Source organism: Sinorhizobium terangae (assembly GCF_029714365.1).
Taxonomy (GTDB): domain Bacteria; phylum Pseudomonadota; class Alphaproteobacteria; order Rhizobiales; family Rhizobiaceae; genus Sinorhizobium; species Sinorhizobium terangae.
This window is the reverse complement of record NZ_CP121660.1, coordinates 1,752,634-1,773,589: the sequence shown is the minus strand read 5'-3', so window position 1 is coordinate 1,773,589 and position 20,956 is coordinate 1,752,634. Positions and strand designations below refer to the sequence as shown.

The following is a 20,956-nucleotide window of genomic DNA, read 5'->3' as shown; positions in this document are numbered from 1 at the left end:
ATGTAGATAATGGATATGATTTTGCCGAATTATGGATAAGTCGGACGTCACGCTGGAACGCATGCGCACGTTCGTGCGGGTGGCCGAACGCGGGAGCCTGTCGGCTGTTGCGCGAGAGTTCGGAGTGGGCCAGTCGACGGTTACGCGGCATCTCAGAGAACTCGAGGAGGCCGTCGGCGTGCCTTTGCTCAGCAGGACGACGCGGCGCGTCACCATGACCGATGAGGGCAGCCGCTATTACGCGAGCAGCGTTCACGTGCTTCGCCTCGTTGAACAGGCCGTCGACGAGGCGCGCGGCACGCGTGGCGCGCCAGCCGGCACGGTCCGCCTATCCTGCACGGCGGCCTTCGGCGTGATGCATGTCAGCCGGCTGATTTTCGCTTTCCAGGATCGTTATCCCGATGTCGGGGTCGACCTCAGCCTCACCGACGAGCGGGTCGACCTCGTGCGCGAGGGGGTCGATATAGCGCTTCGCCTGGGTCCGCTCGCCGACAGCTCCATCAAACTCAGAGCGCTCGGCCAGTCCCGGCGACTGCTGGTGGCAGCGCCGGGCTATCTGGCGGTGCGGGGTATACCGGCTGTCCCGCAGGATCTCTCAGGCCATGAGGGTATCCGGATGTCGAATGTGGCAGGAAGCGAAATCCTCACCTTGCAGGGGCAGAGCGGAGAGCCCTATTCCGTGCCCTTTGGGGGACGGTTTCGGGTCGATCACGGGCTTGCAACCCGCGAAGCTCTTGTCGCCGGACGCGGCATTGCGCCCGCGCATCAATGGTTGGTCGACGATCTCCTAGCGACAGGAAGGCTGACCGCGATCTTGCCCGACTACTCGCTTTCGGCTGTTCCGCTGAGCATGCTGATCGTTCCGGAAAGGGCGGGCGTTGCGCGGGTGCGGCTGCTGGTCGACTTTCTCAGCGAGCAAATCGGCCTCATCCCGGGGATCGAAAAACCGGGTGCCAAACCGGAAAACCAGCATCGACACGGCGCAAATAGTCTAGCTCGGACGCAGTAAAACGCCCGCCCCGCTTTCGCGGGACGGGCGCATCCTGGCGACACCCTACCTTAGAGGAAGGAGAAGTCGCTCGTCGAGAGAGCCTTGACGTTCTGCAGGATAGCGACCAGTTCCAGATCCGCCGTCGCGGCATTGCCGTCGGCATCGTACCAGAGGCGGCCGTTGTCGGTCTCGAACAGGAACGTGCCCTTGCTGCTTGTCGCGACCGGGTCCGTGCCTGTGACCAGCGTCACTGTCGCGTCGCTGGCGGCGATGCCGAAGGCGGCGCGATCGATGACGAGCTTGTCCTGGCCTCGGACAAAGTCGGTGATGACATCGCCTTCACCGTCACGTCCCTCGCGGTCGAAGACGAACCGGTCGTTGCCGGTACCGCCCGTCAACCAATCGTCTCCTGCGCCGCCGATCAGGGTGTCGTTGCCGTCACGGCCATCAAGGGTATCGTCGGCGCCCTTACCATAGAACGTGTTGGCGGTCGCATCACCGCGAATATCGTCATCGGCTGCGCTGCCGATAATGGTTTCGAAATTCTTGACGGTGAGGCCGAGCGCCAGCCCCTTGTTCTTGGCCTGGGTCGTCAGGTCGAGCACGACCGACGTCGCCCCCTCCGCGAAGCTCAGCGTATCGATACCGACGCCGCCATCGAAGAGGTCCTTGCCGGAATGAACGGTGCGGGTGAGAACGTCATTCCCGGCGTCGCCGAAGAGCTGGTCGTCACCGGCGCCATCGCGCAGCGTGTCGTTGCCGTTGCCGCCCCTCAGAACATCGTTGCCGGACATGCCGTCGAGGATGTCGTTGAGGGTACCGCCCGTAACCGTGTCCTTGCCCTTGCTGCCGACATAGTCGAGCACTTCGAAGGCGTTGAAGGATGTCGCCGTATCGGCATTGACCGTGCCGGTCGAGAAGTTGAAGGCGATATCCTTCGTCTGCTCGGAGACGTTCAGCCTGATCACGTCCGTGCCCGTGCCACCGTCGGAACGGTCGCCGATGCCGGCATAGACCTTGTCATTGCCATCCTCGGCGTAGATCACATCCCTGCCGCCGGTGGTGGTCGCAGTATCACCATAGATGGTGTCGTTGCCCGTTCCGGCACGGATCGTATCGTTGCCCGCATCGCCGGACAGGAGATCGTTGCCCGCCCCGGCGCTGAGACTGTCGTGACCGGCGCCGCCGCGCAGATCGTCATTGAGGCTTCCACCGGCGAAGATGTCGTTGCCCGTTCCGCCGACGAGCGCAACGCGTTCGACGTTTTTCACCGTGACGGGCGCGTTCGTGGCCGTCACCGAGGCAGCAAGCTTGAAGGTGATGCCCTGGGTGTACTTGCTGAAGTTGATGGAGGCGAAATCGGTGCCCGTGCCGCCGTCAACGACCAGCGTGCCGGTCGAGGCGGTGCGCGTGAAGCTGTCGTCGCCGGTTCCGAGGTTGACCGTGTTGTAGCTGGCAGCACCCGTGGCGCTATCGCCGACACTAACCACGTCGTTGCCGTCGCCGGCATTGATCGAGTTTTTGCCGCCAAAGTCACGGATGACGTCGTTGCCGGCGCCCGAGTTGAGCGTGTCGCTTCCCTCTCCGCCATCGAGCGTGTCGCCGCCATTGGTGCCGATCAGCGTGTCGTTGCCGCCGTAACCGTAGAAGGCAACGCTCAGTGCGGAACCGACAGACTTCACCACGTCATTGCCGGAGCCGAATTCGACGCGATAACGCTCGAAGTTGTTGAGGCTTGTTCCGTCCGATAGCGTTGCGTTGGCCCCGGTCGCGGAAAAGGTCTGTGCGGTTGTCAGCGAGCGCCGGTCGACCGCAACGGAGTCGGTGCCGGTGCCGCCGTCGCCCTTGTCTGCGCCACCGTCGCCCAGGGTCACGGCGTCGTTGCCGATGCCGCCATTGACGGTGTCCCGGCCAATTCCGGCGAGAAGCGTGTCGTTACCGGCACCACCATCGACGAAGTCATCGCCGCCGGCGGCGTCGACATAATCATTGCCGCTGCCGGTCACGACCTTGTTGACCGTCGAACCGGTTGCGTAGATCGAGTAGTGCTCGATGCCCTTGAACGTCGTGCCGCCGGCAAGCGTATTGACTTCGGTGGCTGCCTTCGCGGTGAAGTTTCCGGAGAAGTTGCGGACGATCAGTCGATCGCTGCCGCTCACGTCGGTGATCGTGTCTTTGCCTTGGCCGTAGGTGTAGTTGAGAGTGTCGTCGCCAGTGCCGCCCTCAAGCCTGTCGTCACCGATGCCGCCATCGAGCGAGTCATTGCCGGCGTCGCCTGCCAGGCTATCGATACCCGCACCACCGGAAATGACATCGCTGTCGTTGCCGCCGGAAAGCTGGTCGTTGCCGGCATCCCCCGCGAGGGAATCCGCGTCGTCGCCACCGTAGACCTTGTCGTCGCCGTCACCGCCACTCAGATAGTCGCTGCCGGCGTCACCGTACAGGGTGTCATTGCCGGCGTCGCCGTTCACGAAGTCAAGGCCGTAGCCGCCGATGAGCGTATCGTTACCGTCTCCGCCCTGGAGTATGTCATGGCCGCGCCCGCCCGAAAGTCGGTCATGGCCCAATCCCCCCGTCAACATGTCGGAATAGTTGCCGCCGGTAACGACGTCATCGAAGGCCGTTCCGGTGATGCTGAACGACTCGACATTTGTCGTCTGGATGCCTCCGGTCAGTGTTTGCGGTGCGATCCAATCCTTGATCGCGATATTGAGCTTTGCCCCATGATCCGAGTAATCAAGCATGACCATGTCGGTGCCGGAGCCGCCGTCGACCACATCGCCGGAGACTTCGCTGAGCTCAAAGGCGGTGATCATATCCCGACCACTGCCGCCGTTGAGCTTGTCCTGTCCGGCTCCGCCGCTCAGCATGTCGCTTCCGCTGTTGCCGTTCAGCGTGTCATTGCCGTCGCCGCCCATGAGGCTGTCATTCTGGAACGAGCCGCTGACAGTGTCGTTGCCCTCGTCGGCGTTCACCGTATCACTGCCCATGCCGCCATCGACGATGTCGTCGCCGGCAAGCGCCATGATGAAATCGCCTTCAAGATCGCTGCCGGTCAAAATGTCCTTGCCGACAGTTCCGAAAATATTCGCCATATGTGTTTCCTTGTTTTTGTGCATCGGGACATGCGTCGCTGTTCGCAGAGGCGGCTGCCTCGGCGTGGTGATGGATGGTTTTTTTGGAAGAGCGCCCATGGCGGGCGGTCGCTCATCGTCGCGAGCGACACGGCGTCGAATAGACTAAATGCGGCGCCGTTTCATGGAGTGTCTCCCCAGTCGAACCCCTCGCAAGTCACGCGGTATTGCGTGACCTGAAGAACGTTCCCTGCCGTTCTCGCTGCCATATATTGACGAGTCCGAGAGCGTTTTGTGTTTCCGCGGGAACAGACCAAACGGGTAGATTCCCGGATCGATAAACAGATCTATGGTTGCAGGGAAAGGCGCCCGGATGAGGACGAATCACAGCCGTCTGTGGGACTGGGTCAACGACAGCGGATAGCGGGCTGGATGGTAGGCAGCGGCGCTCACATTGACCGTGCGGTTGTGCGTGTCATAGGCGATCTGGTCCAGCGTCAGGACCGCAGCAGGAACATCGAGCTGGAGGAACGACGCCTCCGTATCGGTGGCGAGCCTGGCACTCACGGTCGATTGGCCGCGCGACGGAATGATGCCGTAGCGGTTCTCGAACTCCGCATAGAGCGATCGGTTCTCGACCGTCCAGTCGATGTCGAGAATGCCCGGCGCGAGCGAGGCGGAGAACCAGTCCCGCTGGATGACCACCGGTACGTCATCGAGGAGGCGCAATCTTTCAAGGAAAACGACGTCCGCGCCGGTCGGCAGGGATAGCGGCCGCGCGACTTCGGCGTCGGCGCGGATGATCTTGCCGGCGAGAAGGCGCATGCCGGGCTTGCGATTGTTGGCGTAGGCCGTCTGGGTGAAGCTTCGCACGACCTCGAGTTCATAGATCGGCTTCGGTTCGGTGACATAGATGCCCTTGCCGGGCCGCGTCTGCAGATAGCCGATGTTCTCGAGATCCTTCACGGCCTGGCGCACCGTAATGCGGCTGACGCCATAAGCCGCGACAAGCTCCCGCTCTGACGGAAGCTTGTCATTGACCGCAAGTTCCCGTCTTTCGATCATGCCTTTGAGCAGGTTTCGCAGCTGCACGTAGAGCGCATCCGGGTGGTTGCGGTCGATGGAATTCTCGTCCGGAAGATTTGCGTGTCGTGCCATCAGTCGTTCGTTTCAGCGGCCAGTTGCCGGATGCCCTTCTGCATTGCACCTGGCAAGATTGAAGACAAGAGCCCGCTCCAGCTAAAGCGCGTCGCATTCAATCGGAGCGATGCGACGCGCTTTAGGTCTTTGGTTTCATGCATGTCGTCGCCCGAAACCGGTGTGCACTTTCTGGGGACATACACTTGGCTCGGCCCCCCGCACATCGGTTTCGCTCCGCCTTGTGGACCGTGAGAAAAGCGTCTCCAGATCGAATTGACATAACTGGTTATATCCAGTAGCGATATCACAATCGGAACGGCGGAGTAAAGAATGAAACTGACCTTGATTGGCGGCGGCGGTGTCCGGGCACCCCTGTTTGTCGGATCTGCCCTGCGGCGCGCGGAAAGAAGCGGTCTGAGCGAGATCTGCCTGCAGGACATCAATGAGCAGAAGCTCGATCTTTTCGGGCGCATCAGCCAGGAACTGGCGCGGCGCATGCAGTCCCCGGTCAGGATCACGATGTCAGTCGATGCCGAGCGGGCGCTGGAAGGGGCAAGCTACGTCGTGACCACGGTCCGGCCCGGCAACGAAGAAGGGCGGATCAAGGACGAACGCATCGCGCTCGCCCATGGCGTGCTGGGTCAGGAGACCACCGGTCCGGGCGGCTTTGCGATGGCGCTTCGCAGCATTCCCGTCATCCTCAAATACGCGGAAATCCTGAAGAAGGTCAGCCCCGACGCCTGGCTGTTCAACTTCACCAACCCGGCCGGCCTGGTTGCGCAAGCGCTGCAGAACGAAGGCTATCACCGCACAGTCGGCATCTGCGATGGCGCGAACGGCGCGCAGGAAGCCTTGGCGCGCTGGTACAAGGTGCCGCAGAATGATGTGCATGCCGAGGTCTATGGCCTCAACCACCTCTCCTTTACCAGGAGTGCAAAGATCGACGGCAAGGAAGTGCTTCAGCCGCTGCTTGACGACGACGCCTTCATCCGCGCGACGTCGCAGCGCATGTTCGACAGCAAGCTGATCCGCCACCAGCGCAACTGGATCAATGAATATCTCTATTACTACTACTATGCGGAAAGGGCCGTCGAAGCGCTCAAGTCTGACGAGCGCACCCGCGGCGAAGAGGTGAAGGACCTGAACGCCGCCTTGATCGCCAAGCTCGCCACGATCGATCTCGATGCCGATGCCGAGGGAGCATTGGCGGCCTACTATGCTTATGAGCGGCGGCGCAACGCGACCTACATGCATTACGCGCTGGCGGATGCGCCAAGCATGGAAGAGGCGGACAAGTTTGTCGAAAGCGTCGCGGCCGGCGAGACCGGGGAAGAAGGGGAAGGCTATGCCGGGGTCGCGCTCAACCTCGTCGATGCGCTGCAGACCGGAAAGCCTTGCTACACGGGTCTCAACGTCCGCAATGAGGGCGCGATCGACGGGCTGCGTGCCGACGATGTCGTGGAGGTGAGCTGTGTGGTCGACAAGAGCGGCATCAGGCCGCTCAAGATGGGCGCCATGCCAGAGGCCCAGGCGCAGCTCGTCCAGAACGTCAAGCGCTACGAGCGGCTGGCCGTCCGCGCGATCAAGGAGCGGAGCCGCGAGCTCGCCGTCGAGGCGCTGATGGCGCATCCGCTTGTGCTCTCCTACTCGCGTGCCGTGCCGTTGGTCGACGAATATCTGGCGGCGCACGCACAATATGCAGGTGACTGGTCGTGAGTGAGGCGCCCGGCTCCCGCTACGACGTGATGGTGGTCGGAGAGTACTACTTCGACCTGATCTTTCGCGGTCTCCCGGATGTGCCGAAGGTCAGTGCCGACCTCTGGGCCGAAGAGTTCGAGTGGGTGCCGGGCGCTGCCTATTCGACCGCGCTGGCACTTGCCCGGCTTGGCACCAGAGCGGGGTGGTGGTGCACCTTCGGCAACGACATCTTCAGTCACATGATCATCGACGAGGCGCGGCGGGAGAATATCGACGACGGCCTCTTCATTCATCTCGACAAACCGTTGCGCCGGGTGAGCGCGGCATTTTCGTTCGCGCATGACCGCGGCTTCATCAGTTATGCCGAGCAGCCGGACCCGCTGCCGAAGCCGGAGGATCTCGAGCGCCTCAGGCCGCGCATTCTTCTGCTTCAGGGGTTCTCGCTCGACGAGGAGCGGCGCGCGCTCATCCAGGCGGCGCGTGATCTCGGCATCATGGTCTGCTCCGACTTGCAGCACGTGGACTACACGCTTTCGACGCCCGGCATCGAAGAGATGCTGAGTTTGATTGACGTCTTCCTGCCGAATTCCTCCGAAGCGAAGGCATTGACGGGCGAGAATGACGTCGAGCGCGCGCTCGTCTCGATCGCCCGCTTCTGCCCGACCGTCGTCGTCAAATGCGGCACCGACGGCGCCATCGCCACGTCGAAGGGAGAGATCTGCCGCGTGCCGGCGCTCGCCGTCGACGTGTTCGACACGACCGGTGCCGGCGATTGCTTCAACGCGGGCTTCGTCCACGGGCTGCTCACCGAGCCGGAATTGCGCGGCGCGATCGAAATCGCCGTCATCTGTGGATCGCTCGCGGTCACGGGCTATGGCGGCCGCAATCTGCCTTTTCAAAAAGATCTTACGAAATATCGGCGGCGGGAGGCCGCGATATAGCGACGTTCACAAGAGAACGAATGAGGGAACGACATGAAACATAAACTGAAAATGCTGGCCGGCATGGCCGTGGTGGCCTTCGCATCGGCGCTCCCGGCAAAAGCCGAAACGGTCTCGATGTTCTGCTCCGCGACCGACTACGAATTGTGTGAAAAGGCAGTCGCCAAGTGGTCGGAGAAGACCGGCAACGAGGTGAAGCTCAACCGGATGCCGCAGAACCTCGACGATGCGATCCCGATCTACCAGCAGCTCTTTGCCGCCCAATCGTCGGACATCGACGTGCTCTATATCGACGTCATCTGGCTCGGCATGTTCAAGGATCATCTGCTCGACGTCACATCGATGATCCCGGAGGACGAGGTGAAGGCGCATTTTGCGTCCGCGACAGACGCCGCGCGCCTCGACGGCAAGCTTCTGGCGATGCCCTTCTATATCGACACCGGGCTGATGTTCTATCGCAAGGACCTGCTCGAAAAATACGGCAAAGAGCCGCCGAAGACCTGGGATGAAATGACGGCGACCGCGAAGGAGATCCAGGACGCGGAGCGCAAGGCCGGAAACCCGGACATGTGGGGCTATGCCTGGCAGGGCCGCAGCTATGAGGGCCTGACCTGCGACGCGCTGGAATGGATCGCCTCGGCCGGCGGCGGCACGATCATTTCCGACAACGGCGAGGTCACCATCAACAGCCCCGTGACGGAAGCGGCGCTGACCCGTGCGCGCGGCTGGATCGGCACGATTTCGCCCGAGGGCGTGCTCAACTACGACGAGGAAAATTCACGAGCCCTTTTTGAAAGCGGCAATGCCGTGTTTCACCGCAACTGGCCCTATGTCTGGGGCACGTCGCAGGCGGAAGGCGGCAAGCTCGTCGGCAAGGTCGGCGTTTCCGCTCTGCCGCTCGGTGCGGAAGGGCAGAAGTCGAGCGGAACGCTCGGCACGGCCTATCTCGGGGTCTCCAAATATTCCGAGAAGCAGGAGCTTGCGGCGGACCTGCTGCGCTACATGGTCGGCTTCGAGGACCAGAAGATGCGTGCCATCGAAGGCGGCTACAATCCGACCGTCGCGGCGCTTTACGAGGATGCCGACGTGCTGGCGAAAATCCCCTTCCTCGGCATGGCAAAGACGGCCTTCGAGGAGTCGGTTGCCCGTCCCTCCGCTGCCACCGGCAAGAACTACAATCGCATTTCCCGCACGTTCTACCGGGCCGTTCATGACATCATCTCCGGCAAGGACGATGTGGCCAAGGAACTTGCCGATCTGGAACGACGCCTGCAGCGCGACGTGAGAGCCGGCGAATGATCAAAGCGGCACCTCCGAGGGGATCCCGCGGAGGTGCCTTTTTGCAAATTTGCGGTTCGACGCGACGCGTTTCCGATGGTGAAGCGACGAGGTGCCGGCGCAAGGGATAGTGTCGGGCTCAGGACGATCAGCGAGGCGCGCAAGTGCAGGCTACATTTGAGGGGCGGCAGCAGGAAGCGCTGAGGCGCAGAGTGACGGCTGGCAACTTTGACGCCGACTGGTCCGCGGCCATCGTGCTCGAATGCAGCGACAGAGACATCCTGGCCGACCGCGCCGCGGCGGGCCTTTGAAGGACAGCGTAATGGCTTCAGTCACCTTGAAAAACGTCAGCAAGAGCTTCGGCGCCTACGATGTCATCCGGTCGATCGATCTGGAAATTGAGGACGGCGAGTTCATGGTGTTCGTCGGCCCGTCGGGTTGTGGGAAGTCGACGCTTTTGCGCCTGATCGCCGGGCTTGTCCCGGTTTCCGAAGGCGACGTGTTCATCGGTGGCGAGCAGGTGACCGACGTGCCGGCGTCGAAGCGCGGGCTTGCCTTCGTCTTCCAGTCATATGCGCTCTACCCGCATATGAACGTGTCGCGCAATATCAGCTTCGCGCTCGAAACCGCGCGCCTAGGCAAGGACGAAATCCGCCGCCGCGTGACCAAGGTCGCGGAGATGCTGAAAATCAGCCATCTGCTCGATCGGCGTCCGCGTCAGCTTTCCGGCGGCCAGCGGCAGCGCGTGGCGATCGGCCGCGCGCTTGTCGGCCAGCCCGAGGTTTTCCTTTTCGACGAACCGCTGTCCAATCTCGACGCCGATCTGCGCATGGAAATGCGCTTCGAGATCGCAAAGCTGCATGCCGACGTGAAGACGACGATGATCTATGTGACGCATGACCAGACCGAGGCGATGACGCTCGCCGATCGGATCGTCATCCTCAATTGGGGGCGGATAGAACAGGTCGGCCGGCCGAGGGAGCTTTACGACCGGCCAGCAAACAGGTTCGTTGCCGGTTTTCTCGGTAGTCCGCGCATGAACTTCGCGCCGCTCGACCGCGCCGCCTCGTCGGGCGGCGTGCTCCGGGGCGTCGGCGGTTTTTATCATGCCACTGAGTTTGCCGGCGCCGACATCCCCGTCGAGATCGGACTCAGGCCCGAAGCCCTCAAGCTGGTCAGCGCCGAGACCAAGGGCACGATCCGCGGAACGTTCGAGCGCATGGAAGACCTCGGCTACGAATATGTCTGCTATGTGCGGCTCAGCGAGACGCTGGTCTGGACGGTACGCTCGACCGGAAGCCCGCCTGCATTCGCAGAGGGCGAGGTGGTCGGCCTCGGCTGGCAGCCCGAAAATCTCTATCTCTTCGGCGAAGACGGGAGACGGATCGAGCACGACGGCGCCGTACAACTGGCATCGGGAGCTTCGCTGTGAGTGCGGCCGAGAGGATGCAACGGCAGCAGAACCGAACCGCGTGGCTGTTTCTGCTGCCACTGATAATCGCGCTCTTTGGTGTCGCCATCTGGCCGCTCGCGCGCAGCATCTTCTTTTCCTTCACGGACGCCTTTCTCGATGCGCCGGCGAACTACGGCTTTGTCGGGATCGACAATTTCATAGCCGTCGCCGAAGATCCGGTATTCTGGCGCGCGGTCAAGAACACGCTGTTTTTCACCGTCATATCCGTCGGCCTGGAGACGCTTCTGGGGCTGGCGATCGCGCTTTTGCTCCACCGGGCTTTCGTCGGCCGGGGCATCGTCAGGGCTGCCATTCTCGTTCCCTGGGCGATGCCCATGGTCGTCTCGACACGGATATGGGAGTGGATGCTCAACGACCAGTTCGGCCTCGTCAACGAGCTGCTCGTGACGCTGGGCCTCGTCGAGAAGGGCATCGCCTGGACGGCCGAACCCTCGCTCATCCTCTATACCGTGATCTTCATCGATGTCTGGGTGACGACGCCGTTCATGGTGCTGCTTATCCTCGCCGGGCTCCAGTTGATTCCGGAGGAGATTTACGAGGCCGCGGAAGTTTCCGGCGTGCCGCACTGGAAGCGCTTCTGGTCGATAACGCTGCCGCTCGCGACACCCGCGATCGGCGTTGCGATGCTGTTTCGCACGCTCGATGCGCTCAGGATGTTCGACCTCAGCTATGTGCTTGCCGCCAACAACGAAAACACCATGACGATGTCGATCTATGCACGCGACCAGCTGATCAGCTTCCAGGACCTCGGCCTCGGCTCGGCGGCCTCGACCTGGGTGTTCATGATCATCGGGCTGATCGCGATCGTCATTGTTGGCGCCCTGCGCCTCGATCGGACGACAGGGTGACGATAATGGCAATGACGACGACTGCCCCTGCAAGACGCTATTCCAACAGCACCTATCGCACGATCCGGCGTGTGAGGACTTTCGGTCTCTATGTCGGCGTGGCGGCCGTACTCGTCTACATGCTATTCCCCTATTACTGGGCGATCGTATCGTCCACGAAATCCGGCCAGGCGCTCTATCAGTTCAGTCTCCTGCCATCGCCGGACTTCAGCAACTATTGGCAGCTGTTCCACAACCCCGTGTTCATGGGCGCGCTCGTCAACTCTGGCCTCGTCGCTTTCGCGAGCACGATGATCTCGCTGGTGATCGGCATTCTCGCGGCCTATGCGCTCGGGCGGCTGCATTTTTCGCCAGGCCGGATTATTTTGATCGCCGTCCTGATGATCTCGATTTTCCCGCAGGTGGTCGTGCTCTCGGGAATGTTCGAGGTGATCGGCTGGCTTGGGCTCTATAACCGCCCGTCGGCACTCATCGTTTCCTATCTTATCCTTACGCTGCCGTTCACCACCTGGATCCTGACGAGCTTCATCCGCGATCTGCCGACGGAGCTGGAGGAGGCGGCGCTCATCGACGGTTGTTCGCGGCTGAGGGTCCTGACGCATGTGCTGCTGCCGCTGATGGGGCCCGCGATTGCCAGCACCGGGCTGCTCTCGTTCATTCTGGCGTGGAACGAATTCCTCTTCGCGCTCACCTTTATCCTGACCGACGAGAACCGGACCGTGCCGGTTGCGATCGGCCTGCTTACCGGCAGCAGCCGCTACGAATATCCGTTCGGCCAGATCATGGCCGCGTCGGTGACCGTCACGTTGCCGCTGTTGGTGCTGGTACTGATTTTCCAGCGCAAGATCGTCGCTGGCCTGACGTCGGGTGCCGTCAAAGGGTAGTCGTGTCGGCGACAAGCGGGCATCGCCCGCAATTCATGCAGATGATCAAAAAATAGGCGTTGCGTTCGCGCTAATTCATTTTGCCCGGAATGCCCGGATGCTCTTCGGCTTCGGCGCGAACGGCCTCTTCGTGGTACCAGCAACCGTCTATTGCGGCCGCGCAAACCTCCTGCGCACCGGGTCCCGGCTTCTCTTCCCGGCGATTCTCCACCCTTTTGAAGGGTTTCACGGGGAAAGGATAAATCGTCGCCGACCTGCGGTATAAACTCTCGGCCATCGTCTGGTCTCCCTTGAGTTCTGTCAGGGAGCATAGCGCATCGCATCCGGTTTGCACATGGTTTGCGCGAAATGATGAAAACGCAATCAATTGCGTGCCGTATTTGTGGGCACGCGCTTTCGCGCGATGAAAATTTAGACGGCGTCGTCGCAATTTTACGGCCATGCACTCCAATCCCATGTTGATCCCGGGGTCCCGGTGTACGCGTTTTTGACGGCATCGTTTGGCGCGGCGGGTGAGTTGCCTGTTGCGGGGCGGAGCCTGTACCGCAATCAACTAACCGGTTGACTCTATTGCAACGTTCGAGCGGCACCAGCGGCGGGTGGATGGTTTGCGCGCACGGACGAGGAACCGGCAGCCAGTCAATTATTCCGCTATCGGCGGGCCGTAATGGCCGAACTGGCACGCAAAATGCTTGAGCAGTTCCGGATCCCTTGGCGGTCGGCGCTTGAAGCGTGTCGGTCCGTCAGGATTGCTCAAAGCCTCGCAACCACGTTATGAGAGATTCGCAATGACAAAGTATAAGCTCGAGTATATCTGGCTCGACGGCTACACCCCGGTCCCGAACCTGCGCGGAAAGACGCAGATCAAGGAATTCGATGCATTCCCGACGCTCGAGCAGCTCCCGCTCTGGGGATTCGATGGCAGCTCGACGATGCAGGCCGAAGGCCGCAGCTCCGACTGCGTGCTGAAGCCGGTCGCGGTCTATCCGGACCCGGTTCGCACCAACGGCGTACTGGTCATGTGCGAAGTCATGATGCCGGACGGCAAGACCCCGCACCCGTCGAACAGCCGCGCGACGATCCTCGACGACGAGGGCGCCTGGTTCGGTTTCGAGCAGGAATACTTCTTCTATAAGAACGGCCGCCCGCTCGGCTTCCCGGAGCAGGGCTATCCGGCACCGCAGGGCCCCTACTACACCGGCGTCGGTTACAAGAACGTCGGCGACATCGCACGCCAGATCGTCGAAGAGCATCTCGACATCTGCCTGGCTGCCGGCATCAACCATGAAGGTATCAATGCCGAAGTCGCCAAGGGCCAGTGGGAATTCCAGATCTTCGGCAAGGGCTCCAAGAAGGCCGCCGACGAAGTCTGGCTGGCTCGCTACCTGCTGCAGCGCCTGACGGAAAAGTACGGCATCGACATCGAGTGGCACTGCAAGCCGCTCGGCGACACCGACTGGAACGGTTCGGGAATGCACTGCAACTTCTCGACCGCCTACATGCGCGAAGTCGGCGGCAAGGAGTATTTCGAAGCGCTGATGGCTGCCTTCGAGAAGAACCTGCACGAGCACATCGCCGTCTACGGCCCCGACAACCACATGCGCCTGACCGGCAAGCATGAGACGGCACCGTGGAACAAGTTCAGCTACGGCGTTGCCGACCGCGGTGCATCGATCCGCGTTCCGCACAGCTTCGTCAACAACGGCTATCGCGGCTATCTCGAAGATCGGCGCCCGAACTCCCAAGGCTGCCCCTACCAGATCGCTTCGCAGGTGCTGAAGACCATCTCGACCGTTCCGACCGAAGGCAGCGTCGCGAAAGTCGCATAAACACTCCCCGCGGCGCCGACGCGAATGTCGGCGCCGTGTCCCTTTTCCTGGTCTGTACGATCCTCCCGGGAATTCGCGGACGCCGATGGCTGTTGCCACCGTCAGCGGCTCCCATTCCCGCCTTCACCGTTTGCTTGCGTCGATGACCCAGTCGACCGCTTCGGAAATATCGCGAACCGTCGCCGTCGGTGCGGGCTCGAAACGCTTCTCGTCGCCTTCGCGGTACTTGCCAGTGCGCACCAGCAGGGCGTGCGCCAAGCCTGCCGCCAGCGCGCCCGCCACATCTGTTTCGGCGTCGTCACCCACCATGACGGCTTGAGCGTCCGCACAACTCATCGTCGCGAGCGCAGACCGAAAGAAGGCCTGCGACGGCTTGCCGAGCACGATCGCGCTCTTCTGACTGGCGAATTCCAGTCCGATTACGAAGGCTCCGGCGTCGAGGCTGAGTTTTCCATCGGCATCCTTGAAAGTCCGGTTTGGGGCGAGCGCCAGCAATTCCGCGCCGGCAATCAATTCACGAAACGCCGTGTTGAGCGTCCGGTAATCGAAAGCCTCGCCCGCGTCACCGACAACGACGGCCTTCGGCAGACCGCTTCTCAGATCGTCGAATTCCTGCACGAGATTGGGATGGACAAGCAGATGCGGCGATCGGCCATGTTCGGCAAGCCATTGGCGCGCTGCCTCAGCCGGCGTGAAGACTTCGTCTGCTGTCACGGAAAGGCCCAGCCGGGCAAGCCGGTCAAGAACGGCTGACTTCGTCGAGCGGGTGGTGTTGCTGACGAAGCGGATGGGAAGACCGGCGTCGCGCAGGCGCAGAACCGCCTCCGTCGCGCCAGGCACAGCCACGTCGCCGTCATAGATGACGCCAGCGAGATCCAGAAGCACACCGCTGATCATCGTCGCAGGATGACACGGAGGCGCGCGGGGTCAAGTTCGCAAGCTGTGTGGCTCCCGACGGTGCGTTGGGGCTCACTGTCGTAAAGCGGCGATCTTGCCACTATCCGCGCGTTTCCGCGCGCATTTTCTTGTGGCATTTCGAGCCACCAGAAATTGACTTCGGTTCCATGTCGCACGCATAGTGCGGTGGGGATCAGGGGATCAGCAAGTCACCATGCGCAAACTGAAATTCGCGGTTGCCGCGTTCGCGGTGCTGGGAAGCGTGTTGCCGTCGGCAGCCGAGGTGTTTTCGCGCGCGTCGTCTCCAGAGGGCTCGGTCATTGCGCGCAAGTCCGGCGAGGAAATTCGCTTCATTGAGGTGGATGACTGGCGCACGGTAGAGATCAACCAGGACCTTCTTGCCGGCGATGTGCTCCGCACCAATGCAACCGGCAGCTTGGCGCTTTTGTTTGCCGACGACACGCAGATGCGCATGGGGCGCAACACGACACTGCTCGTCAAGAAGATAGGTGAAAACTCCGACGGCGAACTCAGCCTTCAATCCGGCGTCGTCTGGGCGCGTGCCAAGCGTGGCGGCAGCGGACTGACCATCGACACGCCGGCGGCAACCGCGGCCATTCGCGGCACGGATTGGACGCTTCGGGTTACCGGTAACGGCGATACGACGCTCTCCGTGCTCGAGGGCAGAGTGGAGCTCAAGAACGCCCAAGGATCGGTGACCGTCAATCAGGGCGAGGGCGCGTTTGCAGCAATTGGACAGGCACCGCGCAAATACATCCTCGTCAATCTGGAGGAGCGCGAGCAGATCCTGCTGTACACGGAACTGCGCGGCGCTTTTGCCACTCTGCCGCTGAGTGGTGTGGGCGGTCGCGAGACGCGTGCCAGGCGTGATGCCATTTTGGCCATCGCGCCCGCGCAGCGAAGCAGCGAGGACTGGATTGCGCTCGCCGAAGCAATGCTTTCGAGCGATGGGCGCGCGGCCGCAAAGGATGCGCTTGCGCATCTCCGCCGCCCTTTGCCGGCCGGGCTGGAGGCGCGGGCGAAACTCGTCGAAGCGATGATTGCGGGACAGGAGCTGCGCTACGCCGAGGCAAGCCGCTTGTTTGCTGCCGCCATGCCGCACCTGCCGCGCAACCGCCGGGCGGCCGCAGCCTTCGGCCGATGGTTTGCGAGCGCCCTGGAACATCCGGATCGAGAGACGCCACCGCCGGCGACCAGCGCCTATGCCGACGACCCGGTGGCTGTGATGGCACGCGCCACCGCCGCCGCCCACATCCTTGGACAGGCGGAAGCGATCAAGATCCTGAAGACGGCCGAAGAGCGTTTCCCGAACGATGCGCGACTGCCGGCGATGCGCGCCGATCTCGCTTTCCAGCTCGATCGTCGAGACGAGGTGAGGGAGGCTCTTGCCCGCGCCAAAGCAATCGATCCGGAGGAGCCAGCCTATCTCCTCGCAAACGCGCGCTTCCGCGCGACCGTATCCAGCGATCTCGACGGCGCGCTCGCGGATCTGAAGCGTGCGACCAAGATCGCGCCCGGAGACGATGCCGCCTGGAACGAGCTGGGCATCGTTCAAAGCGATCGCAGCGCGATCAGAGAGGCGGATGCTGCCCATCGCCGCTCGATCGAGCTGAACCCGGAAAATGCGGTGCTCCATGCAAACTACGCGCGCTTCCTGATGGACAACGACCAGATCGCGGCGGCCAAGGCCGCGCTCGACAGAGCCGAGGCACTAGACCCCCGTTCCTACGCTGTTCTCGCAGCCAAGGGGCGTTATCTCTTGCGGATCGGCAGGACCGAGGAAGGCGAGAAGGCGCTGCTCGAAGCTTCCGCCGTCAACCCGACTTACGGGGACAGCCTCATAGGTCTGGCGATTGGCAGCTATCAACTGGGTGCTGACGAGGAGGCGGCTCAGGCGCTAGACAACGCCGACAGATTCGATCCGGACAACGCCTCCATTCCCCTGATCCGCTCCGGCATCGCGCTGGATGAATTCCGGGCCGATGACGCGATCCTGGAAGCGCGGGAGGCGCTGCGGCGCCGGCAGGCGCGAGGCGGGTTTTATTCCGGCTACGACGCGAACCGACAGGCTTCCTCCTTCCTCGGGGTCACTCTCGAGAACCTCGGATTGAACGAGTGGGGTCAATACTATGCGGATCGCTCCTACGATCCGTTTAAGTCGACTAGCTATATTGACCAAGCCGCAAGCGGGCGTTTCACTCCCTTCGTGGGAGAGCCGCTCTCCGGCCTCGATCGCTTCCCCTTCGGTAGCTCGTCGCCTTCCTTGGAGATGCAAGGCCTTCTCTTCGATCCCTTAGCCGTGGCATCGGAAGCCAAACGCAATTCATTGGAACGACGCAGCTTTTTCGAGGCGGCGGTCGGGTCAGGATTGTTGGATGAAGGCGCGAGAGCCGGCTGGACGAGCGACATACTCCTACAGGGAACCAGCTACGCCGGAATTCCTCTCAGCTACTACATCCAAGGTGAAATATCGCGGCCGGAGAGTCGGCGGGACAACGATGCGAACGATTTCGAAGGCGCGCGTTTCCAACTCGGCTTGCGGCCGAGCCTCGCCGACAGTGTCTTGCTGTTCGGTAATACATCGCAGCAGGACATCGGCTACCCCGGACAAGTCTGGAATCCGGCGCCATTTAACGCTGTCGAAGCAAGCGACAATACACTCGGCGTCGCCTGGAGCCATACGATCTCCGACCGCAATGTCATCCAGGCCTTTGCTGTGTCGAGCGACATCGACACCCGACGGCAATTTCGCGCCACGGATTCCAGCGTTGATCCGCCGATAGTTTATCGCATCGACGAGACGTCGAGAGATGACTCGGTCACGTTTGGTGTGAGCCATCTCTTCGGCATCGGACCTCTGACAGTCCGCTATGGAGCAGAGGCTGCTCGAACCGAATACGGGATCTCGCAGACTGCCACCGACCTGGGCACAGACATCATTGATGACCTCGGCGAGTTTTCCGGGGATGGCTCCGCTACGCGCACGTATATCGATGCTACGCTGGACGTCTCCCAAGACCTCCAGTTTCAGGGTGGAGCATACGTCACTAGGTTCGACGGTGACACCGGGTTATGGGGACCCGTTGATCCGCGTATCGGTGTGGCATGGTCGCCGATCGAAGGTCACTGGTTGCGGGCCTATTACCGGCAGGACACGCAGTTCGCCACAAACCACACCTTATCGCCAATCACCACCGTCGGTCTTGCTCCGCTTGAACTGCCGCTCTATTCGAGCGGGCAAACGCAAACTGCGGCAATGCGGTGGGACGCGGAGTGGAACGAGCGCCTTTTCACTGCGATCGAGTACCAGCATCAACGCTTCAACGGGCTGACGCTGGCGCCGGAAGACCTTCTGACCACGTTCCTGACGAGTGACGGCGAGATTGACCGAGTGCATCTCAGTGCCAACTACTGGATCGGTGGAGGTCTCGGTGCTTTTGCGTCATTCACTTGGAACGAAAGCAAAGACACCAGCCTGTTTTGGAATTCTGACTACCGTGTGCCCCTCGTGCCGGACTATGTCGCCCAGGTCGGCCTGACATATGTGCATCCATCGCGGGTGTCGGCGACGATTGCGCAGTCCTTCGTCGGTGACCGTGTAGGCTCACAATATTACGATGACAACTGGGATCCTGTTGCCCCTGAGCTAGGGCCTTATAGGACAACAGACGCCGCTATCACCTGGAAATCGGAGAGCGGGCATCTGGAGCTTGGGCTGCAACTGTTGAATATTTTCGATGCCGAGATTGATATGGCGGACGGGCTGCCTGCCCCAGGGCGCACCGTTCGCGCTCGCGCGACGGCTCGGTTCTAGGAAGCTCTTCGACGCGCTTCAGAATACCGAAGCGTTTAAGCAACCCCGCCTTGATCACCATTGGGGCGGATTGGCGAGGGAGGCGGCGCCGTAAGCGGCGGGCACCTTACGGCAGCGAGCTACCCAGTAGTCGCCTGGATAGCCAAGATCTTGTACCGCGCGCGTTAGCCGCGCCGCATATCCGGGAAGTTCGCCGGGTCGATGCCGAGGGTGCGCAGGTCGCGCGCGTTCGGGCGGCGGTGGCCTTCGACGGCGGCGGCGGCAGCGTTCGCAGCACCCAGAACGGCGAAGGCGCGGCCAATGAAACCCATGCGGTTTTTGCTGGTGGCAATCATCTCTTTGCTCGCTTTCGTTTTCTATCCGATGAGCAAAAGATGGGTCCGAGCGGGTATCTTTGCAATGCACAAAAGCTCACCCCAGCCATGCAGCGCAAGCAAGACCGCGATGAGGGGAGCGCTTTTAAAGGTTGGGGAAGAAGAAAAGTGGAGCGGAAAGAGGGCTGCCCCTCCCTCTTCCCGCTCCGTGAACCGCCTTGGGAGGCGAAAGGGTCAGTCCTCGCTGGCGGCGAGTTGCGCAAGCACCTGGCCGCGCCCACGCGCTCTCAGGATGAGCGGCACGATAAGGGCGAGGGCCGCGATCACCAGAAGCACGGCCGCGATCGGCGAGGTGAAGAGCACGGTGAAGTCACCCTGGCTGATCGAAAGCGCCCGGCGCAGTTGTTGTTCGGCGAGAGGCCCGAGGATCAGGCCGACCACGACCGGGGCGATCGGGTAGCCGAAGACGCGCATGACGTAACCTAGCAGTCCGAAGGCGAGCAGCATGCCGAGCTCGAATACCGACGGGTTGGCGCCGATGGTGCCGAGCGTCGCGAACAGAAGAATGCCCGCATAAAGCCAAGGCTTCGGGATGGTCAGGAGCTTCACCCAGAGACCAATCAGCGGCAGGTTCAGGACCAGCAGCATGAAGTTGGCGATCAGAAGGCTCGCGATCAGACCCCAGACGAGCTGCGGGTTGGTGGCAAACAGCAGCGGTCCGGGCTGGAGGCCATATTGCTGGAAGCCGGCCAGCATGATTGCCGCCGTCGCCGTCGTCGGCAGGCCGAGGGTGAGCAGCGGCACCAGCGTGCCGGCGGCCGAGGCGTTGTTGGCCGCTTCCGGTCCGGCCACGCCTTCGATCGCGCCATTGCCGAACTCTTCCGGATGTTTGGTCAGGCGCTTCTCAGCCGCATAGGAGAGGAAGGTGCCGATTTCGGCGCCGCCTGCTGGCATCGCCCCGATCGGGAAGCCGATGACAGTGCCGCGAAGCCAGGGCTTCCAAGAGCGTGCCCAGTCCATCGCGCTCATCCAGACCGAGCCCTTGACGGCTTCGACCTTGTCCGGGCCGCGATCGCCCTGGGCAGCGATGTAAAGGGTTTCTCCGATCGCGAACATGGCAACCGCAAGCGTCGTCACCTCGATGCCGTCGAGCAGATCTGGCACGCCGAAGGAAAGGCGCGTCTGGCCGGTCAACTGGTCGATGCCGATGCAGGCGAGGGTGAGGCCAACGAAAAGCGAGGTCAGGCCGCGAAGCGTCGAGTCTCCAAAGGCGGACGAAACCGTGACGAAGGCCAGCACCATCAGCGCGAAATATTCGCGCGGACCGAAGACGAGCGCGAGCTTGACGATATAGGGGGCGATGAAGGCGAGCGCGAGGGTCGCGATGAGACCGGCGACGAAGGAACCGATCGCAGCGGTCGCCAATGCCGGGCCGCCGCGTCCGGCGCGCGCCATCTTGTTGCCCTCGAGTGCGGTGACGATCGACGAGCTTTCGCCCGGCGTGTTGAGCAGGATCGAGGTGGTCGAGCCGCCATACATGCCGCCATAATAGATGCCGGCGAACATGATGAGCGAGCCGCCCGGATCGAGCCTGTAGGTGACGGGCAAGAGGAGCGCGACCGTGAGCGCCGGTCCGATCCCGGGCAGTACACCGACGGCGGTACCGAGCGTCACGCCGATGAGCGCGTAGAGCAGGTTCATCGGCTGGGCGGCGACGAGCAGCCCCTGGAGCAGGAAGTCGAAAGTAGCCATG

General features: G+C 62.1%; 16 protein-coding genes. 10 read left to right on the top strand and 6 right to left on the bottom strand.

Features of this window, described 5'->3' with window-relative positions; translation table 11 throughout:
- Window positions 1–31 precede the first annotated feature (31 nt).
- The gene (locus QA637_RS26925) at window positions 32–1,009 is read left to right on the top strand and encodes a LysR family transcriptional regulator (RefSeq protein WP_283065803.1); all 978 of its coding nucleotides are present in this window, start codon (window positions 32–34) and stop codon (window positions 1,007–1,009) included.
- Window positions 1,010–1,059: 50 nt separating this feature from the next.
- On the opposite strand, the gene QA637_RS26920 is transcribed toward QA637_RS26925, so the two are convergent.
- On the bottom strand, window positions 1,060–4,086 hold the full coding sequence (locus tag QA637_RS26920) for a calcium-binding protein (RefSeq protein ID WP_283065802.1): 3,027 nt from the start codon (window positions 4,084–4,086) through the stop codon (window positions 1,060–1,062).
- Window positions 4,087–4,449: 363 nt separating this feature from the next.
- Complete coding sequence (locus tag QA637_RS26915; RefSeq protein ID WP_283065800.1) at window positions 4,450–5,223, bottom strand: GntR family transcriptional regulator; 774 nt, start codon at window positions 5,221–5,223, stop codon at window positions 4,450–4,452.
- Window positions 5,224–5,535: 312 nt separating this feature from the next.
- Between QA637_RS26915 and QA637_RS26910 the strand changes: the two genes are divergently transcribed.
- The 7 genes from QA637_RS26910 (at window position 5,536) to QA637_RS26880 (ending at window position 12,328) form a co-directional block, all read left to right on the top strand.
- A complete protein-coding gene (locus QA637_RS26910; protein ID WP_283065798.1) occupies window positions 5,536–6,921 on the top strand; it encodes a family 4 glycosyl hydrolase in 1,386 nt (461 codons plus the stop codon).
- Between the two features lie 29 nt (window positions 6,922–6,950).
- Window positions 6,951–7,844, top strand: coding sequence for a carbohydrate kinase family protein (locus tag QA637_RS26905; protein ID WP_428843174.1), 894 nt, complete (start codon window positions 6,951–6,953; stop codon window positions 7,842–7,844).
- 33 nt (window positions 7,845–7,877) lie between these two features.
- Entirely contained in the window at window positions 7,878–9,143 is a 1,266-nt protein-coding gene (locus QA637_RS26900) for an ABC transporter substrate-binding protein (RefSeq protein ID WP_283065796.1), read from the top strand.
- A 143-nt stretch (window positions 9,144–9,286) separates the two neighbouring features.
- Window positions 9,287–9,433, top strand: a complete 147-nt coding sequence (locus QA637_RS26895) for a hypothetical protein (protein WP_153440234.1) — start codon at window positions 9,287–9,289, stop codon at window positions 9,431–9,433.
- An 11-nt stretch (window positions 9,434–9,444) separates the two neighbouring features.
- Window positions 9,445–10,554, top strand: coding sequence for an ABC transporter ATP-binding protein (locus QA637_RS26890; protein ID WP_283065793.1), 1,110 nt, complete (start codon window positions 9,445–9,447; stop codon window positions 10,552–10,554).
- Window positions 10,551–11,444 (top strand): carbohydrate ABC transporter permease, encoded by an 894-nt coding sequence (locus tag QA637_RS26885; RefSeq protein WP_184108468.1) that lies wholly within the window; start codon window positions 10,551–10,553, stop codon window positions 11,442–11,444. Before QA637_RS26890 ends, QA637_RS26885 begins: the two co-directional genes overlap by 4 nt.
- Window positions 11,445–11,449: 5 nt before the next feature.
- On the top strand, window positions 11,450–12,328 hold the full coding sequence (locus tag QA637_RS26880) for a carbohydrate ABC transporter permease (protein ID WP_153440232.1): 879 nt from the start codon (window positions 11,450–11,452) through the stop codon (window positions 12,326–12,328).
- Between the two features lie 70 nt (window positions 12,329–12,398).
- On the opposite strand, the gene QA637_RS26875 is transcribed toward QA637_RS26880, so the two are convergent.
- Entirely contained in the window at window positions 12,399–12,770 is a 372-nt protein-coding gene (locus tag QA637_RS26875) for a DUF2735 domain-containing protein (RefSeq protein ID WP_234886924.1), read from the bottom strand.
- A gap of 346 nt (window positions 12,771–13,116) precedes the next feature.
- On the opposite strand from QA637_RS26875, the gene QA637_RS26870 reads away from it, so the two are divergent.
- Window positions 13,117–14,157 (top strand): glutamine synthetase beta-grasp domain-containing protein, encoded by a 1,041-nt coding sequence (locus tag QA637_RS26870; RefSeq protein ID WP_283065791.1) that lies wholly within the window; start codon window positions 13,117–13,119, stop codon window positions 14,155–14,157.
- Window positions 14,158–14,280: 123 nt separating this feature from the next.
- Here QA637_RS26870 and QA637_RS26865 read toward each other — a convergent pair whose 3' ends face one another.
- Window positions 14,281–15,054, bottom strand: a complete 774-nt coding sequence (locus QA637_RS26865) for a TIGR01458 family HAD-type hydrolase (RefSeq protein WP_153440230.1) — start codon at window positions 15,052–15,054, stop codon at window positions 14,281–14,283.
- 214 nt (window positions 15,055–15,268) lie between these two features.
- On the opposite strand from QA637_RS26865, the gene QA637_RS26860 reads away from it, so the two are divergent.
- Window positions 15,269–18,889, top strand: a complete 3,621-nt coding sequence (locus QA637_RS26860) for a FecR domain-containing protein (RefSeq protein ID WP_283065789.1) — start codon at window positions 15,269–15,271, stop codon at window positions 18,887–18,889.
- Between the two features lie 164 nt (window positions 18,890–19,053).
- Here QA637_RS26860 and QA637_RS26855 read toward each other — a convergent pair whose 3' ends face one another.
- Together QA637_RS26855 and QA637_RS26850 are read right to left on the bottom strand one after the other, a co-directional pair.
- On the bottom strand, window positions 19,054–19,224 hold the full coding sequence (locus tag QA637_RS26855; protein ID WP_283065787.1) for a hypothetical protein: 171 nt from the start codon (window positions 19,222–19,224) through the stop codon (window positions 19,054–19,056).
- 213 nt (window positions 19,225–19,437) lie between these two features.
- Window positions 19,438–20,955 carry a tripartite tricarboxylate transporter permease gene (locus tag QA637_RS26850; RefSeq protein WP_153440227.1) on the bottom strand — a complete coding sequence of 506 codons (1,518 nt, stop codon included), beginning with the start codon at window positions 20,953–20,955 and terminating at the stop codon, window positions 19,438–19,440.
- Window position 20,956 lies beyond the last annotated feature (1 nt).

Excerpts from the sequence above, each read along its gene's own strand:
- QA637_RS26925 (WP_283065803.1), top strand. The coding sequence starts at position 32 with ATGGATAAGTCGGACGTCACGCTGGAACGCATGCGCACGTTCGTGCGG.
- QA637_RS26920 (WP_283065802.1), bottom strand. The coding sequence starts at position 4,086 with ATGGCGAATATTTTCGGAACTGTCGGCAAGGACATTTTGACCGGCAGC.
- QA637_RS26915 (WP_283065800.1), bottom strand. The coding sequence starts at position 5,223 with ATGGCACGACACGCAAATCTTCCGGACGAGAATTCCATCGACCGCAAC.
- QA637_RS26910 (WP_283065798.1), top strand. The coding sequence starts at position 5,536 with ATGAAACTGACCTTGATTGGCGGCGGCGGTGTCCGGGCACCCCTGTTT.
- QA637_RS26905 (WP_428843174.1), top strand. The coding sequence starts at position 6,951 with ATGGTGGTCGGAGAGTACTACTTCGACCTGATCTTTCGCGGTCTCCCG.
- QA637_RS26900 (WP_283065796.1), top strand. The coding sequence starts at position 7,878 with ATGAAACATAAACTGAAAATGCTGGCCGGCATGGCCGTGGTGGCCTTC.
- QA637_RS26890 (WP_283065793.1), top strand. The coding sequence starts at position 9,445 with ATGGCTTCAGTCACCTTGAAAAACGTCAGCAAGAGCTTCGGCGCCTAC.
- QA637_RS26880 (WP_153440232.1), top strand. The coding sequence starts at position 11,450 with ATGGCAATGACGACGACTGCCCCTGCAAGACGCTATTCCAACAGCACC.
- QA637_RS26875 (WP_234886924.1), bottom strand. The coding sequence starts at position 12,770 with ATGGCCGTAAAATTGCGACGACGCCGTCTAAATTTTCATCGCGCGAAA.
- QA637_RS26870 (WP_283065791.1), top strand. The coding sequence starts at position 13,117 with ATGACAAAGTATAAGCTCGAGTATATCTGGCTCGACGGCTACACCCCG.
- QA637_RS26865 (WP_153440230.1), bottom strand. The coding sequence starts at position 15,054 with ATGATCAGCGGTGTGCTTCTGGATCTCGCTGGCGTCATCTATGACGGC.
- QA637_RS26860 (WP_283065789.1), top strand. The coding sequence starts at position 15,269 with ATGCGCAAACTGAAATTCGCGGTTGCCGCGTTCGCGGTGCTGGGAAGC.
- QA637_RS26855 (WP_283065787.1), bottom strand. The coding sequence starts at position 19,224 with ATGATTGCCACCAGCAAAAACCGCATGGGTTTCATTGGCCGCGCCTTC.
- QA637_RS26850 (WP_153440227.1), bottom strand. The coding sequence starts at position 20,955 with ATGGCTACTTTCGACTTCCTGCTCCAGGGGCTGCTCGTCGCCGCCCAG.